The sequence below is a fragment of the Catellatospora bangladeshensis genome, from assembly GCF_016862575.1.
Taxonomy (GTDB): domain Bacteria; phylum Actinomycetota; class Actinomycetes; order Mycobacteriales; family Micromonosporaceae; genus Catellatospora; species Catellatospora bangladeshensis.
On the sequence record NZ_BONF01000027.1, the window covers coordinates 158,461 to 173,997 of the forward strand.

The following is a 15,537-nucleotide window of genomic DNA, read 5'->3' on the forward strand; positions in this document are numbered from 1 at the left end:
CTGGATTGTCCCGCCCCAACGGAAAGGAAGGGCACCTTCTTATCGCTTTCCGATGAAGAAGGTGCCCTTCCTAACCTCGCGGAGCGGTCAGAGGGCCGCGGCGGCGGCGCGGCCGGCCTGGCGGCCGGAGAAGATGCAGCCGCCGAGGAACGTGCCCTCCAGCGAGCGGTACCCGTGCACGCCGCCGCCGCCGAAGCCGGACACCTCGCCCGCCGCGTACACGCCGGCCAGCGGGCTGCCGTCGGCGCGCAGCACCCGGCCGCCCAGGTCGGTCTCCAGCCCGCCCAGCGTCTTGCGGGTCAGGATGTTGAGCCGGACCGCGATCAGCGGCCCCGCCTTCGGGTCGAGCAGCCGGTGCGGCGTGGCCACCCGCACGATCTTGTCGCCGCGGTAGTTGCGCGCCCCGCGGATCGCGGTGATCTGCAGGTCCTTGGTGAACTCGTTCGCGATCTCCCGGTCCCGCGCCTCGACCTGCCGGCGTACGTCGGCGAGGTCCAGCAGCCCTTCGCCGGTCAGCTTGTTCATACCCGCGACCAGCTCGTCGAGCGTGTCGGCCACGACGAAGTCCTCGCCGTGCCGCTTGAACGCCTCGACCGGGCCGGGCGCGCCGGGCAGCGCCCGCTTCAGCACCTGGCGCACCGACTTGCCGGTCAGGTCCGGATTCTGCTCGGAGCCCGACAGCGCGAACTCCTTCTCGATGATCTTCTGAGTCAGGACGAACCAGGTGTACTCGTGCCCGGTGTGCATGATGTGCTCCAGCGTGCCCAGCGTGTCGAAGCCGGGGAACAGCGGCACGGGCAGCCGCCTGCCGGTCGCGTCCAGCCACAGCGAGGACGGGCCGGGCAGGATCCGGATGCCGTGCCGGTCCCAGATCGGCGCCCAGTTGGCGATGCCCTCGGTGTAGTGCCACATCCGGTCGCGGTTGATCAGGTTGCCGCCCGCGTCCTCGGTGATGCCGAGCATGCGCCCGTCGACGTGCGCGGGCACGCCGGACAGCAGCCGCTGCGGCGCGGTGCCCAGCCGCTCCGGCCAGTTGCGCCGCACCAGGTCGTGGTTGCCGCCGATGCCGCCGGAGGTGACGATCACGGCCTGCGCGCGCAGCTCGAACTCGCCCGCCTCGACCCGGGAGCTGGCCTCGCCGCGGGCGGCGTCGCTCGGCTCCAGCACCGCGCCGCGTACCCCGTCGACGACGCCGCCGGTCTGGGTCAGCCCGTCGACCCGGTGCCGGAACGCGAGCGTGACCAGGCCTTTGGCCTGCGCGGCGCGTACCCGCCGGATGAAGGGCGCCAGCACGCCCGGCCCGGTGCCCCAGGTGATGTGGAAGCGCGGCACCGAGTTGCCGTGCCCGTCGGCGAGGTAACCGCCGCGCTCGGCCCAGCCCACCACCGGGAAGAACCGCACTCCCTGGGCGTGCAGCCAGGACCGCTTCTCCCCGGCCGCGAAGTCGACGTACGCCTCGGCCCAGCGCCGGGGCCAGGCGTCGCACTCGCGGTCGAACCCGGCGCTGCCCAGCCAGTCCTGCATCGCCAGCTCGCGCGAGTCCTTGATGCCCATGCGCCGCTGCTCCGGGGAGTCGACCAGGAACAGGCCGCCGAACGACCAGAAGGCCTGCCCGCCGAGCGAGGCCTCCGGCTCCTGATCCACCAGGATCACGCGCTTGCCGGCGTCGGCCAGCTCCGCGGTGGCGACCAGTCCGGCCAGCCCTGCTCCGACCACGATGACGTCTGCGTCCACGCTGCCCTCTCCAACGCCGGGGATGTGACCGGCAGCATAACCAACGCGAAACTTCTTCAGTTAGTGGTCGCCCGGCTTTCCGGCCGATGGTGCAGGATGACCTCCAACCTGCGGCCGTCCCGCTGCGTAGTGGGGGTCGGAGGTTGAGGACATGAACAGATTCGACGGGTTCCACGAGTTCGTCGTGGCCCGCGGGGGAGCCCTGTCGCGGACCGCGTTCCTACTCACGGGGGAGCATCACGCGGCCGAGGACCTGGTGCAGTCGGCGCTGGCCAAGGCTGCGGCGCGGTGGCGGCAGATCGTGGAGCACGGGCAGCCGGAGGCTTATGTCCGGCGCACGATGATCAACGAGCACATCTCGTGGTGGCGGCGGCGTCCGGCCCGGCCGATGGCGGAGGTGCCCGACCGGCCCGGCGCCGACGAGCCGCACCAGGTCGTGGACCGGGTCGTGCTCGGGCGGGCGCTGGCCACGCTCACCCCCCGCCAGCGCGCCGTGGTCGTGCTGCGCTACTACGAGGACCTGTCCGAGGCAGACACCGCCGCCGCGATGGGCTGCTCGGTCGGCACCGTGAAGAGCCAGACCCACCTCGCCATCGGCAAGCTGCGGTCCGCGCTGCCCATGTTCGCCGAACAGGCCCGGGTGTACGCCGACGCGGAAGCCGCCGTGCACCGGGCCCAGCGGTCGAAGGCGCGCCGGGTCGCGCTCGGCGCGGCGCTGGCGGTGGTGCCGCTCGCCCTGGCCGCGGTCCTGTTCGTGCTGCGCGGCGGCGACACCGTGCCCCCGCCGCTGACCCCCTCGCCCAGCCCGACGGCCACGGGTCCGGCGCAGTTGCCGCCACCGCTGCCCACCCCGGTGCCCGCCGCCGGGGGCACGGGCACGCTCCGCCCGCTGCCGCGCGACCGAGGCGTCGGCCCGGCGTCCCTGTTGCGCTACGAGCCCGGGGGCATCGATCTCCTGGCCGGCGGATCCTGGTATCGCATCGACGTTCCCGTCGTGAAGCCGGTCCTCTCCGGCGCTCCCGTAGAGCTGTCCCCCGACGGCCGGTGGTTGATGTGGACGACCAGGTTCGGCGCGATCGTCCGTGACCTGACGGGCACCACCGAGCACACGCTGGACGGTGTGGAGGCGGTGCGCTGGTCCCCTTCGGCGAACTGGCTGCTCGCCATCACCAGAACCCGCACCTACGCGGTCTTCTCCGTTCCCGACTTCGCACAGGTCGCGGCGCCGGAGCGGCGAAAGGAGTGGAGCATCGCCGGCGTGCTCGACAGCGGCGAGGTGCTGCGGATGGGTTCGACCGGCGAGCACGGCGCGATCGACATCGAGGTGCTGGACTGGCGCACCGGGCAGGTCACGGGCCTCGGGGTCGACCTCAGCGGCGTGATGAAACCCGGTGAGCTGGTGCGGCGCCACATCATGCCGCTCGCCTGGATCCACCCCACCGCCGCGGGCACCGCGGGCATCGAGGTCCGGCTGCCCCCGATCGGCGACCACGTCAGCGCCCTGGTCCAGTTCACGGTGGACACCGGCCAGGTCGTACGCCGCCACGAGGTGCCCGCGTCCACCGGGTCGGCCGGCCCGAACGCTCCACTCTGCTTCCGCGGCACGGAACTGATCTGGCGCGACGGCGACGGCCACGTCTACACCCGCGCCTACCCCGGCGCACCAGACGTCGCGCTGAACCTGCCCTCGGGCAACTTCCGCGCCCCCGGCTGCTGGCCGGACCTCTGACCCGCCCCGCCCTACCCGGCTCGGCCGCGCAGTTTCGGGGAAAGTGCAGCTTCGCGAGCGAGCGAAGCTGCACTTTCCCCGAAACAGCAGCCGCGTGATGATGAGCCAACCCTTTGGTGTCCTGCCGCGTAGTGGGGGTCGGAGGTAGGACATGAACAGATTCGACGGGTTCCACGAGTTCGTCGTGGCCCGCGGGGGAGCCCTGTCGCGGACCGCGTTCCTGCTCACGGGCGAACACCACGCCGCCGAGGACCTGGTGCAGTCCGCGCTGGCCAAGGCCGCGGCGCGGTGGCGGCAGATCATGGAGTACGGGCAGCCGGAGGCGTACATCCGGCGCATCATGATCAACGAGCACATCTCGTGGTGGCGCAGGCGTCCGGCCCGGCCGATGGCGCAGGTGCCCGAGTGGCCCGGTCCGGACGAGCCGCGCCAGGTCGTGGACCGGGTGGTGCTGGGTCGAGCGCTGGACACGCTCGCGCCCCGCCAGCGTGCGGTGGTCGTGCTGCGCTACTACGAGGACCTCACCGAGGCGGAGACGGCGGCCGCGATGGGCTGCTCGATCGGCACGGTCAAGAGCCAGGCCCACGCCGCGCTCGGCAAGCTGCGGCTGGCGCTGCCGATGTTCGCCGAGCAGGCCGGCCAGTACGCCGACGCGGAAGCGGCCGTGGTCCAGGCGCGGCGCTCGCGGGCGCGCCGGGTCGCGGTGGGCGCGGCGCTGGCGGTGCTGCCACTCGCCCTGGTCGCGGTGCTGTTCGCGGTGCGCGGCGGGGACACCGTGCCACCGCCGCTGACCGGCACTCCATCGCCCAGCCCGTCCGTGCGGGTACAGCTCCCGCCGCTGCCGACGCGGCTGCCCGATCCTCGTGCCGGCGTCGCCGAGCTGCCGCGTGACCGCGGGGTCGGCCCGGCCTCGGTGGTGCGCTACGACCTCACCTCCCAGCGGGGGCAGGTGCTGATAGACGTGCTGGCCGGCGGGTCGTGGTATCGCATGGCGGTGCCCGACATCCGGATACTCACCCCGGTCGAGCTGTCCCCGGACGGCCGCTGGCTGGTCTGGATCACCCCCGACGCCGCGTTCGTCCGGGACCTGGCGGGCACCACCGAGCATTCGCTGCCGGGCGTGACGGTGGTGCGCTGGTCCCCGTCGAGCGCCTGGCTGCTCGGATACCGTGCGATGGCCGACCGTTTCACGCTGTACTCGGCACCGGACTGGACCGAGTCCGCCATGCTCGCGCGTAAGGGCGGGTGGAGCGTGGCGGGGGTGCTCGACACCGGCGAGGTGCTGCGCCTGTCCTCGGCCGGCACGGGCGCCGAGCTCGGGGTCGAGGCGGTCGATACCCGCACGGGGATCGTCCGGGCGCTCACCGTCGACCTCGGCGGTTCGCTCAAACAGGGTGAGCTGGTGCGGCGTCATCCGGCTCCGCTGGCCGGCATGTACCCCACCGCCGACGGCACGGCGGCGATCGAGGTGCGGGATGCTCCGCACGGTGTGAAGGTGCTGGCCTACCTCCAGTTCTCCGTGTCCGACGGCAGGGTGCTGCACCGGTTCGACCTGCCCCGGCCCGCCGAGCCGATGAACCCGAACTTCCTGATCTGCTACCGCGGCACAGAGCTGCTCTGGCGCGGCGACGACAGGCTCCACGTCCGCTCGCGGCCGGGTGGCGCCGACACGGCCGTCGACCTGCCGCCGGGCCGCTATCGCGCGCCGGGCTGCTGGTCGACCTTCTGAACGGGCACCGTTGACGGCCCGCACCCGGCCGGCGTGCGGGCCGGCGCACCCGGCTTGCTGTTCCCTGCCCGTCCGGTCGTGCTCGACGACGCGGATGGGCAGGCCACCGCATTGCTGGTCGCGGCCAGGGGGTGAGAATGGCGGCATGGATAGCGCGCTGCCGATCATCGACCTGTCCGCCGACCGGGCCGGCGTGGCCGCCGGGATCCAGGACGCGTGCCGCGACAGCGGCTTCTTCTACCTGACCGGCCACGGCGTGCCCGCCGACCTGCTGAAGTCGCTCGACGCGGCGGCGCGGCAGTTCTTCGCGCTGCCCGAGGACGCCAAAATGGAGATCGCCATGGCACGTGGCGGCCGGGCCTGGCGGGGTTTCTTCCCGGTCGGCGGCGAGCTGACCTCGGGCCGCCCGGACCTGAAGGAGGGCCTGTACTTCGGGCTCGACCTGCCCGACGACGACCCCCGGGTGCGGGCGGGCCTGCCGCTGCACGGCTCCAGCCTGTACCCCCGCCAGGTCCCGGCCCTGGCCGAGCTGGTCCCGGCGTATGTGGCCGCGCTGACCGGCGTCGCGCAGGACGTGATGCGCGCCGTGGCGGTGAGTCTCGACCTGCCCGATGACTACTTTGCGAGCGGCTACACCGCCGACCCGACCGTGCTGTTCCGGATCTTCCACTACCCGCCGTCGCCGTCCGGGGACGACGGCTGGGGCGTGGGCGAGCACACCGACTACGGCCTGCTCACCCTGCTGGCCCAGGACGAGAACGGCGGCCTGCAGGTGCACACGCCGCGCGGCTGGGTCGACGCGCCACCGATCCCGGGCACGTTCGTCTGCAACATCGGCGACATGCTGGACCGGCTGACCGGCGGGTACTACCGGTCCACCCCGCACCGGGTGCGCAACGTCAGCGGCAACGAGCGCCTGTCGTTCCCGTTCTTCTTCGACCCCGACTTCTCGGCGGCCGTGCCGCCGCTACCCGGCCGGGCCCGTACCGACGCGGACGGCCGCCCCCGCTGGGACGGCCAGGACCTGCGCGCTTTCACCGGGACGTACGGCGAGTACCTGCTGGGCAAGGTGGGCAAGGTCTTCCCCCAACTGCGCGGTGAGGTGCTGTGACCGTCTCTTCGCCCACCGGGACGTACGCTGTTCACCCCCGCGACAGCAGCCGTCCATCTCGGCGGGCGAACGTCATGTGATCGGATAAACCGGCCGCATGGGGGACACCTTGACCGCTCGCTTCGAGTTCTACGAGCGGGCGTGCGCCGGCGTCACCTGGCGGCTGCTGTCCAGCAACAACCGCGACCTCGGCCGCTCCGGCGCAGGTTTCCCCGATGTGGACGCCTGCCTGCGCGCCGTCGACGAGGTCCGCGCCGCGGTCACCGAGGTCGAGCCGGTCATCCACCGCGTCAGCCGCCTCGCCTGGGCCTGGCGCCTCGACGCCGCCCCCGGCGCCGTGGCCATCGCCAGCCGCGCCTACCAACGCCGAGTCCAGGCCCAAACCGCCTGCGACCTCTTCCTCCGCCTCGCCGCCACCGCCCCCGTAACCCCCGAGGTCCGCCAATCCCGCACCTGACCCCACCCAGCACACCGCCGCCACCAAGATCCTGTCGATCTTGCGCGAAGTGTTAGGGATTTGCCGGGATAGTGCGTGTCGTACCCACAGTCCACGCAAGATCGGCGCTGGAGAGGCGCGCGGGGCGGTCAGTCGTGGGAGCCGCGGCGGAGTTGTTTCAGGGCGCCGCGGTGTTTTTTGGAGTCGAGGCGGCGTTGGTGGGCGCCTTTGCTGATCTTGGTGGGGCGGCGTGGGGGTGGGGGTGGGGCGATGGCGTCGCGGAGGAGTGCTGCCAGGCGGGCGCGGGCGGCTTCGCGGTTGGCGAGCTGGGCGCGGTGTTCGCTGGCGGCGATGGTGAGGACGCCGTCGGTGAGGCGGCCGGCGAGGCGTTCGAGGGCGCGGGCGCGCAGCGGGTCGGGGAGGGCGTGGGAGCGCTCCACGTCGTAGGAGAGCTCGACGCGGCTGTCGGCGGTGTTGACGCCCTGGCCGCCGGGGCCGGAGCTGCGGGAGAAACGCTCGCGCAGCTCGGCGGCCGGAATCACGATCCGGTCGCTGATCTTCAGGTCCTCGGCCATGGCTGCGTCCTCCCTTCCGGTGTCTTCCCTGCGGCCCGCCGATCATGCCGCACGGAGAGCGCGACCACCGCACCATTTTCGCCTGTCGGGCAGAAGGCATCGACGGTCAGCAAAGTTGCTTAATCGGTTTTCATGGTCCATGTCACAGAGCCGTCACGAGTTCGACCCCCCATTGACATGTTGGGAGCGCGCCCATACCGTGTGTGCACTTATCCGGTTCAGTAGACGCTTCGCGATCCCTGAACGCGGGCGTTTCAGGTTTGTTCGGAGGACACATGCGACTGCACAGGTCCCGCTGGGCCGTGGGGACCGCCCTGGTGGCGGTCACCGCGCTCGCGCTGGCGGGTTGCAAGGGCGGCGGCAGCGAGCCGTCGGAGCCCGGCGGCCCGGTCGAGCTGAAGATCGCCTTCTGGGGTGACTTCGGCCTCGACGAGCTCAAGGCCAAGTACGAGGCCGCGAACCCGAACGTCAAGATCGTCCTCAACTCGGGCGAGTACAACGCCCAGCACGAGGACCTGCAGAAGAAGCTCATCGCGGGCAGCGGCGCGCCGGACATCGCCGCCATCGACGAGGGCTTCATCGTGAGCTTCCGCAGCCAGGCGGACAAGTTCGTGAACCTGCTGGACAAGGGTGCCGGCTCCTACCAGGACAAGTACCTGGGCTGGAAGTGGAAGCAGTCCCTGTCGGCCGACGGCAAGACCCAGATCGGCCTCGGCACCGACGTCGGCGGTCTGGCCATGTGCTACCGGACCGACCTGTTCAAGGCGGCCGGCCTGCCGACCGAGCGGGACAAGGTCTCCGCGCTGTGGCCGAGCTGGGACGACTTCATCAAGGTCGGTCAGCAGTACACCGCCGCCTCGAAGAAGAAGTTCCTGGACAACGCCACCAACCTGTTCAACCCGATCCTCGGCCAGCAGCCGGTGGGCTTCTACGACGAGTCCGAGGCGCTGAAGATGGACGGCGGCCCGAAGGTCGCGTTCGACCTGACCATGAAGTCCATCGAGGCGGGCCTGTCGGCGAACCTGCCGGCCTGGTCGCCGGAGTGGAACGCGGGCTTCGTCAAGGGTGACTTCGCCGTGCTGGCCTGCCCGGCGTGGATGCAGGGCCACATCAAGAACACCGCGCCCGACACCAGCGGCAAGTGGGACATCGCGGCCATCCCCGGCGGCGGCGGCAACTGGGGCGGCTCGTTCCTGACCATCCCCAAGCAGGGCAAGCACGTGGACGAGGCGTACAAGCTGCTGGAGTGGCTGGTCCAGCCGGAGCAGCAGATCGAGATCTTCAAGAAGGTCGGCAACCTGCCCTCGCAGCCGGCCCTCTACAAGGACCAGAACATCCTGGACTTCAAGAACCCGTTCTTCAGCGACGCCCCGGTCGGCCAGATCTTCGCCAAGACCGCGGAGGGCCTGACCCCGCAGTACCTGGGCAAGAAGAACGGCCCGACCCGCGTCGCGGTCGAGAACGTCATCAACTCCGTCCAGGCGGGCACCACCAAGGCCGCCGACGCCTGGGCGCAGGCGGTGAAGGAAGCCGACAAGGCCTCGAAGGCCTAAAGGGCGGCTTCGCGTAGGGGATCAGAAGGGGTGGGCGTCTCCCTACGGCGTCCACCCCTTCGCCCGCCGCGACGGAACCCGGCCGGCCCGTGCGCCGCCGCACCGCGGCGCGCCACGGTGCCCGGCCCCGTTCCGCGACGGAATCATATCGACCTTCCTCGGTAAACGGAGGTAATCGTGCGCGGGCTCTCGCACCGGCTGCACCGCTTCGACGTGAAGCAGATGCCTTACGTCTTGATCGCACCCTTCTTCATCCTGTTCGCGATCTTCGGGCTGTTCCCGCTGATCTTCAACGGCGTCGTGGCGCTGCGCACCTGGCGCCTGGACGACCCGGCCCAGGACGGCTGGGCCGGCCTGGGCAACTTCGAGAAACTGCTGTCCGATGAGGACTTCTGGAACGCGCTCTACAACACGTTCGGCATCTTCGTGCTGTCCACCATCCCGCAGCTGTTCCTGGCCATCTGCATCGCGTTCCTGCTCAACCGGCAGCTGCGCGGCAAGATCTGGTTCCGGGTGAGCATGCTGCTGCCGTACATCACCCCGGTGACCGCTTCGACGCTGGTCTTCCTGGTGGTGTTCGGCCGGGACACGGGCACGGCCAACTGGGTGCTGTCCCTGTTCGGCATGGACGATCCGATCGACTGGCGGGCCGGCAAGCTGCAGTCCTGGATCGCCATCGCCACCATGGTCAACTGGAAGTGGATCGGCTACAACGCGCTGCTCTACCTGGCCGCGATGCAGACCATCCCGCGCGACATCTACGAGGCCTCCGCGCTGGACGGCGCGACCGCGTGGAAGCAGCTGTGGCGGATCACCGTGCCGATGATCCTGCCGGTCGTCATCTTCACCGTGGTGCTGTCCACCATCGGCGGCCTGCAGCTGTTCACCGAGCCGATGCTGTTCGAGCCGAACCCGGCCGCGGCCACCGGCGGCGCCAACGGCGAGTGGCAGACCATCGCCCAGCTGATCTACAAGACCGGCTGGAAGAACCTCAACCTCGGCTACGCGGCCGCGATGTCCTGGGCGCTGTTCCTGATCATCGTGATCGTCGCGGCGGTCAACACCCTGCTCACCAGCCGGCTCGGAGGAGGACGACGGTGACCACGACCACCGACACCCAGACCGTGCGGCAGGCCGGGGCGCGCCCGGCGCCGCCGACCCCGCCCAAGCGCCGCGGCGGCCTGTCCGTGGTGGGCCGCGCCCCCCAGGACACCCCGGCGGGGGTATGGACGTACGTCCTGCTCAGCCTCACCTTCCTGATCGCGATCTACCCGATCTACTGGATGTTCGTCATCGCGACGAGCACCGACGCGGCGCTGGCCGAGATCCCGCCGAAGTTCCTGCCCGGCGCCGAGTTCTCGCGCAACCTGCGCGAGGTGTTCTCGATGCAGGACGTGTACTTCGCCGAGTCGCTGGTGAACAGCTTCATCGTGTCCACCGTGGTGACGCTGTCCGTGCTGTTCTTCTGCTCGGTGGCCGGGTTCGCGTTCGCCAAGCTGCGCTTCAAGGGCAGCAACGCGCTCATGGTGATGGTCATCCTGACCCTGACCGTGCCCAACCAGCTCGGCGTGGTCGCGCTGTACATCCTCATGGGCTACATGCCCGGCGAGGGCGGCTGGAACGGCACCCTGCTCGCGGTCATCGTGCCCGGCCTGGTCAGCGCGTTCGGCGTGTTCTACATGCGGCAGTTCATCCTCGGCGCGGTGCCCGACGAGCTGATCGAGTCGGGGCGCGTCGACGGCGCGACCACGATGCGCATCTACTGGAGCATCGTGCTGCCCGCGATCCGGCCCGCGCTGGCCGTGCTCGGGCTGCTCACCTTCGTCGGCACCTGGAACGACTTCCAGTGGCCGCTGATCACGCTGGGCGGCACGGACTTCCCGACCTCGATGGTCGCGCTGTTCGACCTGGCCAGCGGCAATTATGTGCTGTACCGGCGGGTGCTCGCGGGAGCCTTCGTGGCGACCGTGCCGCTGATTGTTCTTTTGTTCGTCGGGGGCAGGCAGATTGTCCGCGGCATCATGGAGGGTGCGGTCAAATCGTGATGATGGCGTCGCGGTCCAGAAGCATGGTCCAGCTCCACCACGGCTGGCAGGTGTCGGCGCGCAACACGCCGGTGCCGGTCAGCCGGGTAGCGGCCACCGTGCCCGGCTGCGTACACACCGATCTGCTGGCGGCCGGGCTGATCCCCGACCCGTACCTCGACGAGAACGAGGACGCGCTGAAGTGGATCGGGCAGACCCGGTGGACGTACGAGACCAGCTTCCTGTGGAACGGGCCGGAGGACGACCGGATCGACCTGGTCTGCGCCGGCCTGGACACCGTGGCGACCATCTCGCTCAACGGCACCGAGGTCGGGCGCACCGCGAACATGCACCGCGGCTACCGCTTCGACCTGCGCTCGGCGCTCACCCCGGGCCGTAACGACCTGCGCGTGGTCTTCGACTCGCCGTACGAGTACACGGCGGCGATGGCCCGGCAGGTCGGCTCGCGGCCGGGGGCCTACGACGAGCCGTACAACCTGATCCGGAAGATGGCCTGCAACTTCGGCTGGGACTGGGGCCCGACCGTGGTCACCGCCGGGATCTGGCAGCCGATCGGGCTGCACAGCTGGTCCACGGCGCGGCTGGCGCAGGTGCGCCCGCAGGTCACCGTCGACGGCACGACCGGCCTGGTCGAGGTGCACATCGACGTGGAGCGGGCGTCGACCGAGTCGCTGACCGTCACCGCCGAGGTCGGCGGCGTGGTCGGGGTGGCCACCATCGGCGCGGGCAGCATCGGCGCGGTGCTCCGGCTGTCCGTGCCGGACGTGCGCCGCTGGTGGCCGCGCGGGTACGGCGAGCAGCCGCTCTACCCCCTGCGCGTGGTGCTGGCCAGCGAGGGCGGGCGCGAGCTGGACCGGTGGGAGCGGCGGGTGGGCTTCCGCTCGGTCCGGATCGACACCACGCCCGACGCGCACGGTACGCCGTACACGCTGCTGGTCAACGACGTGCCGGTGTTCGTGAAGGGGGTCAACTGGATCCCCGACGACGCGTTCGTCACCCGGATCACCCGGGAGCGGCTGGCCGAGCGCTTCCGGCAGGCGTGCGCGGCGAACGTCAACTACCTGCGGGTGTGGGGCGGCGGCCGGTACGAGTCGGAGGACTTCTACGACCTCGCCGACGAGCTGGGCCTGCTGGTGGGGCAGGACTTCCTGTTCGCCTGCGCGGCGTACCCGGAGGAGGAGCCGTTCGCGGCCGAGGTGGCGGCCGAGGCGCGCGAGCACGTGGTGCGCCTGGCGTCCCACCCGAGCCTGGTGACCTGGACCGGCAACAACGAGAACATCTGGGGCTTCGCCGACTGGGGCTGGCCGGAGAAGCTGGCCGGGCGCAGCTGGGGCGCGGGCTTCTACCACCGGCTGCTGCCCTCGATCGTGGCCGCGCTCGACCCGACGCGTCCCTACTGGCCGGGCAGCCCCTGGTCGGGCACGGACGACCTGCACCCGAACGATCCGGCGCACGGCACCATGCACATCTGGGACGTGTGGAACCAGATCGACTACACGCACTACCGGGACTACATCCCCCGGTTCGTCGCCGAGTTCGGGTTCCAGGCGCCGCCCGCCTACGCCACGCTGCGCCGTGCCCTGTCGGACGAGCCGCTGGCGAGCGACTCGCCGGGGATGCGGCACCACCAGAAGGCGATGGACGGCGACCTGAAGCTGCGGCGCGGGCTGGACGCGCACCTGCCCGAGCCGCGCGATTTCGACGACTGGCACTACCTCACGCAGGTCAACCAGGCCCGCGCGATCCGGCTGGCGCTGGAACACTTCCGGTCCCACCAGCCGGTCTGCATGGGCGCGATCGTCTGGCAGCTCAACGACTGCTGGCCGGTCACCTCGTGGGCCGCGATCGACGGCGACGGGCGGCGCAAACCCCTGTGGTACGCGCTGCGCGACGCGTTCGCCGAGCGGCTGCTCACCCTGCAGCCGCGCGACGGCGGCCTGGTGCTGGTCGCGTCCAACGACACGGACCGGCCCTGGCGGGCCGAGGCGGCCGTGACCTCGTACGACCTCGGCGGTAAAGCGCTGGTGTCGACCACGGTCGCGGTCGATGTCGCGCCACGCGCGGTGCAGACGATCCCGCTGCCCGACGGGGTCGCGCTGCCCGAGGAGCCCCGGTCCGAGCTGCTCCGTGCGGTCGCCGGTGAGCAGCAGGCGTGGTGGTTCTACGCCGAGGACCGCGACACCGACTATCCGGCGGCCCGGTACGAGACGAACGTCGAGCCGGTGCCCGGCGGGTACGCCGTCACGGTGACCGCCGGGACGATCCTGCGCGACCTGACCCTGTTCCCCGACCGGCTCGACCCGGCCGCGACCGTCGACCAGTCCCTGGTCACGCTGCTGCCGGGGGAGTCGGTGACCTTCAAGGTCTCCAGCGCCGTGAGTCTGCCCGCCGCCAACCTGGCCGCCCGGCCGGTGCTGCGCTGCGTCAACGACATCCCGCGCGCCTGACCCCTCACTCCCTCTAGGAGCACGCACATGAACAGACGGATCCTGGCGGTCGCCGCCGGGGCGCTGATCCTGCTGCTCGGCACCGGCACCGGCAGCGCCGCCGCGGCCGGCGCCCCGCCCGGCGGCGGTTTCGTCACCCGCCACGGCAGCGACCTCACGCTCGACGGCAAGCGGTTCCGGTTCGCCGGGACCAACAACTACTACCTGATGTACTCGTCGCAGGCGATGGTCGACGACGTGTTCGCCCGCGCGAAGGACGCCGGGCTCGGCGTGCTGCGCACGTGGGGATGGCTCGACATCGGCACCTCCGACGACCAGGGGTCGGTGTCGGGCAAGAAGAACGGCGTCTACTTCCAGTACTGGGACGGTACGCGGCCCGCGTACAACGACGGGCCGGACGGCCTGCAGAAGCTCGACTACGTGCTGTGGAAGGCGGGGCAGAGCGGGATCAAGCTGATCATCCCGTTCACCAACAACTGGTCCGACTTCGGCGGCATCGACCAGTACGTGCGCTGGGCGGGTGCGGACAACCACGACGACTTCTACACCGACCCGGTCATCAGGGGCTGGTACCGCGACTGGATCACCCACCTGCTGAACCGGGTGAACCCGCTGACCGGGCTGGCGTACAAGGACGACCCGGCGGTCATGCTGTGGGAACTGGGCAACGAGCCGCGCTGCAAGGGCTCCGGCCTCTACCCTCCGTCGGCGTCGTGCACCCCGGCCACGCTCACCGCCTGGGCCGACGAGATGACCCGGCACGTCAAGAGCGTCGACCGGAAGCACCTGGTCGGCGTCGGTGACGAGGGCTTCTACTGCGACGAGGCCACCTCGTCGGACTGGACCACCAACTGCGGCGAGGGCGTCGACTCGGTCGCGCTCGGCAAGCTGCCTGCGGTGGACGTGGTCTCGTTCCACCTGTACCCGGACGGCTGGGGCAACCGCACCGCCCAGTGGGGCGCGGACTGGATCAAGCGGCACCACCGGGATGCCAGGCGCATCGGCAAGCCGTCCTTCCTCGGCGAGTTCGGGTGGCGCGACAAGGCCACCCGCAACCCGGTCTACCAGCAGTGGACGGAAGCCGCCGCGAGCGACGGGGGCGACGGCTTCCTCTACTGGATGCTCAACGGCGTCCAGGACGACGGCACGATGTACCCGGACTACGACGGCTTCACCGTCGTCTGCCCGGGGACGGTGTGCCAGACGATCACCAACGCGGGGACGATCATCTCGACGGGGCGGCGCACGTTCCCGCCGGTCGCCGACCACGACACCGCCGTGGTGCCGTTCGGCACGACCGCGGTGCTGCGCCCTGCGGCCAACGACATCGCGTACCAGACGCACGTGCGCGCGGACAGGATCGACCTGGACCCGGCGGCGGACGGGCGGCAGACCAGCGTGACCGTGGCCGGGGGCGTGTTCACGCTGGCCGACTCGGGTGAGCTGACGTTCGTGCCGGTCGAGGGCTTCGCGGGCAAGGCCGTGGCGTCCTACACGATCCGGGACACGGCGGCGCGGCTGTCCAACGTCGCCACGGTGACCGTGACCGTGCTGCCGGATCCGACCGCCGCGATCCCGCTGGCCTCGTGGGAGACCGGGGTCGAGGGCTGGGCGCCCGGCAGCTGGCAGGCCAACGCGGGCGCGCTGTCCGGGCAGACCTCGTTCGTCACCGACGGGGCCGCCGGGCTGCACGCCGACGGCGCCGACGGCGGCTGGTTCGGGGTCAGCTTCCCGGCGCCGGTGGACCTGTCGGGCAAGACGTCGGTCAAGTACGACCTGCGTACCGGCGCGGCGGGCACCTCGACCAGCATCGTGCTGCAGACCGGGCCGTCCTGGACCTGGTGCCAGGGCCCGTTCAGCTGGGTCAACCAGGACACCGCCCTGACCACGGTCTCGGTGGACCTGCAGACCGGGCTGTCCTGCGACCCGTCCTCCCTGACCGAGGTGCACGCGGTGTACCTGTGGATCAGCCCGGGGTCCTTCGACCTGGACAACCTCCGGGCGGAGTGACGCCTGGCAGTCGCTGGACGGGGAAGATCACCGTCCCGTGTCGAAACCTCTGGCCTGACCACAGTTTCCGACACGGGACGGTGATCTTCCCAGGGTGTGCGGTGCTGGAGTCCGTGGCCGGCCTGGGGAAGATCGCGAGTTGGTGTCGGAAAGTGGGGCTAGACCACC

10 protein-coding genes and 1 pseudogene are annotated in these 15,537 nt (G+C 70.9%); 9 read left to right on the forward strand and 2 right to left on the reverse strand.

Annotated elements, in window-relative coordinates:
* Window positions 1–87: 87 nt before the first annotated feature.
* Window positions 88–1,734, reverse strand: coding sequence for an FAD-binding dehydrogenase (locus Cba03nite_RS22785; RefSeq protein ID WP_203749753.1), 1,647 nt, complete (start codon window positions 1,732–1,734; stop codon window positions 88–90).
* Window positions 1,735–1,885: 151 nt separating this feature from the next.
* On the opposite strand from Cba03nite_RS22785, the pseudogene Cba03nite_RS39955 reads away from it, so the two are divergent.
* The 4 genes and pseudogenes from Cba03nite_RS39955 to Cba03nite_RS22805 form a co-directional block, all read left to right on the forward strand.
* Window positions 1,886–2,341, forward strand: a pseudogene (locus Cba03nite_RS39955) (SigE family RNA polymerase sigma factor); the annotation flags it as partial.
* 1,273 nt (window positions 2,342–3,614) lie between these two features.
* Window positions 3,615–5,192 (forward strand): SigE family RNA polymerase sigma factor, encoded by a 1,578-nt coding sequence (locus tag Cba03nite_RS40545; protein WP_308442759.1) that lies wholly within the window; start codon window positions 3,615–3,617, stop codon window positions 5,190–5,192.
* Between the two features lie 145 nt (window positions 5,193–5,337).
* Window positions 5,338–6,303 (forward strand): isopenicillin N synthase family dioxygenase, encoded by a 966-nt coding sequence (locus Cba03nite_RS22800; protein ID WP_203749756.1) that lies wholly within the window; start codon window positions 5,338–5,340, stop codon window positions 6,301–6,303.
* A gap of 97 nt (window positions 6,304–6,400) precedes the next feature.
* Window positions 6,401–6,760, forward strand: a complete 360-nt coding sequence (locus Cba03nite_RS22805; protein WP_203749758.1) for a hypothetical protein — start codon at window positions 6,401–6,403, stop codon at window positions 6,758–6,760.
* A 128-nt stretch (window positions 6,761–6,888) separates the two neighbouring features.
* Here Cba03nite_RS22805 and arfB read toward each other — a convergent pair whose 3' ends face one another.
* Window positions 6,889–7,314 carry an alternative ribosome rescue aminoacyl-tRNA hydrolase ArfB gene (arfB, locus tag Cba03nite_RS22810; RefSeq protein ID WP_203749760.1) on the reverse strand — a complete coding sequence of 142 codons (426 nt, stop codon included), beginning with the start codon at window positions 7,312–7,314 and terminating at the stop codon, window positions 6,889–6,891.
* 275 nt (window positions 7,315–7,589) lie between these two features.
* Between arfB and Cba03nite_RS22815 the strand changes: the two genes are divergently transcribed.
* From Cba03nite_RS22815 to Cba03nite_RS22835, 5 genes are all read left to right on the forward strand, one after another.
* On the forward strand, window positions 7,590–8,867 hold the full coding sequence (locus tag Cba03nite_RS22815; protein ID WP_203749762.1) for an ABC transporter substrate-binding protein: 1,278 nt from the start codon (window positions 7,590–7,592) through the stop codon (window positions 8,865–8,867).
* A gap of 222 nt (window positions 8,868–9,089) precedes the next feature.
* Complete coding sequence (locus tag Cba03nite_RS22820; protein ID WP_203749809.1) at window positions 9,090–9,968, forward strand: carbohydrate ABC transporter permease; 879 nt, start codon at window positions 9,090–9,092, stop codon at window positions 9,966–9,968.
* Between the two features lie 80 nt (window positions 9,969–10,048).
* Complete coding sequence (locus Cba03nite_RS22825; RefSeq protein WP_203749811.1) at window positions 10,049–10,912, forward strand: carbohydrate ABC transporter permease; 864 nt, start codon at window positions 10,049–10,051, stop codon at window positions 10,910–10,912.
* A 23-nt stretch (window positions 10,913–10,935) separates the two neighbouring features.
* Window positions 10,936–13,359 (forward strand): glycoside hydrolase family 2 protein, encoded by a 2,424-nt coding sequence (locus tag Cba03nite_RS22830; protein WP_203749764.1) that lies wholly within the window; start codon window positions 10,936–10,938, stop codon window positions 13,357–13,359.
* Window positions 13,360–13,386: 27 nt separating this feature from the next.
* Window positions 13,387–15,369 carry a cellulase family glycosylhydrolase gene (locus tag Cba03nite_RS22835; protein ID WP_203749767.1) on the forward strand — a complete coding sequence of 661 codons (1,983 nt, stop codon included), beginning with the start codon at window positions 13,387–13,389 and terminating at the stop codon, window positions 15,367–15,369.
* Window positions 15,370–15,537 lie beyond the last annotated feature (168 nt).

Coding starts and splice junctions, on each gene's coding strand:
- Cba03nite_RS40545 (WP_308442759.1), top strand. CDS start 3,615: ATGAACAGATTCGACGGGTTCCACGAGTTCGTCGTGGCCCGCGGGGGA.
- Cba03nite_RS22800 (WP_203749756.1), top strand. CDS start 5,338: ATGGATAGCGCGCTGCCGATCATCGACCTGTCCGCCGACCGGGCCGGC.
- Cba03nite_RS22805 (WP_203749758.1), top strand. CDS start 6,401: ATGGGGGACACCTTGACCGCTCGCTTCGAGTTCTACGAGCGGGCGTGC.
- arfB (WP_203749760.1), bottom strand. CDS start 7,314: ATGGCCGAGGACCTGAAGATCAGCGACCGGATCGTGATTCCGGCCGCC.
- Cba03nite_RS22815 (WP_203749762.1), top strand. CDS start 7,590: ATGCGACTGCACAGGTCCCGCTGGGCCGTGGGGACCGCCCTGGTGGCG.
- Cba03nite_RS22820 (WP_203749809.1), top strand. CDS start 9,090: ATGCCTTACGTCTTGATCGCACCCTTCTTCATCCTGTTCGCGATCTTC.
- Cba03nite_RS22830 (WP_203749764.1), top strand. CDS start 10,936: ATGGTCCAGCTCCACCACGGCTGGCAGGTGTCGGCGCGCAACACGCCG.
- Cba03nite_RS22835 (WP_203749767.1), top strand. CDS start 13,387: ATGAACAGACGGATCCTGGCGGTCGCCGCCGGGGCGCTGATCCTGCTG.